Annotated in this window: 2 protein-coding genes; both read left to right on the top strand. The window is 69.8% G+C overall.

Annotation, left to right across the window (positions count from 1 at the left end; all coding sequences use genetic code 11):
• The coding region (locus tag EJK15_RS69735; RefSeq protein WP_138720986.1) for a hypothetical protein at nucleotides 1-385 on the top strand (385 nt) is incomplete at its 5' end.
• Between the two features lie 5 nt (nucleotides 386-390).
• Nucleotides 391-786 carry a hypothetical protein gene (locus tag EJK15_RS69730; protein ID WP_138720985.1) on the top strand — a complete coding sequence of 132 codons (396 nt, stop codon included), beginning with the start codon at nucleotides 391-393 and terminating at the stop codon, nucleotides 784-786.
• The last annotated feature ends 5 nt before the right edge of the window (nucleotides 787-791 follow it).

Below are 791 nucleotides of genomic sequence, written 5' to 3'. Positions count from 1 at the left end.
CGCGCTGGGCTGCCCGCGCACCTCCGAGGTGGACGTCTACCTGAACGGCGTCTGGGCCGGACGCAGGCAGACCTTCCTTCGCGGGCAGATGGTCTGGTCTCCCCGGCAAGGGCCCAAGATGGTGGTGTCGGCCTGGTCGATCGGCGGATACGCCTACGCCGACTGGCGCACGACCGCCCCCCGCTCCTACGACCGCTTCCTCGTCCGCTGGACCAGCGCCGCGGACCGGGGCGGAACACAGCGAGACCTCGGCGGAGGCACCAGCGGCCGGATGCGGGTCCGCGTGATGACCACCAGCGGCTACCGGTTCATCGTCGAAGGCTGCGACGACGGAACCTTCAGCTCCAGCTGCAAGCAGGGCTGGACCCTCTCGGTGACCGCCTGATGGCGATGATCTCCAGGAGCGCCCTGCTGGCCATCGCTCTGGTCATCTGCTCCGGCTGCGGCCAGCCGGGAGCCGGCCCGCCCGCGCAGAGCCCGCCACCCGGGGACGGTCAGAGCGCAACGGCGGCACCCGCCCAGGAAGCCTGCGGCCAGACCGCCGGCAAGGTCAAGCAGCATGCGCAGCAGCCCGAAATCCGATCGGTCACCATGCAGGGCCAGTGCACGCTGGTCTCGATCGAGACCACCCTCGGCGACGACGAGTCGGGCACCGCACAGAAGATCTGCGACTCGGCAGCCGAGGTGGCCTACACCGGCGACACCAACTCCATCAGCGTGCAGGGCAGATCAGGCAAGGAACTCTCCGTGGGAATCGCCGGCGCCAAGTGCCTGGCACACCCGTGAATCGC

This window comes from Nonomuraea basaltis, from assembly GCF_005893125.1.
Lineage (GTDB): Bacteria > Actinomycetota > Actinomycetes > Streptosporangiales > Streptosporangiaceae > Nonomuraea > Nonomuraea basaltis.
Note: the sequence above shows the minus strand (reverse complement) of the source record. Positions and strands in the feature narration are given on the sequence as shown.

What these genes read in the sequence shown, in the direction of transcription:
- EJK15_RS69730 (WP_138720985.1), top strand. Translation starts at nt 391, where the DNA reads ATGATCTCCAGGAGCGCCCTGCTGGCCATCGCTCTGGTCATCTGCTCC.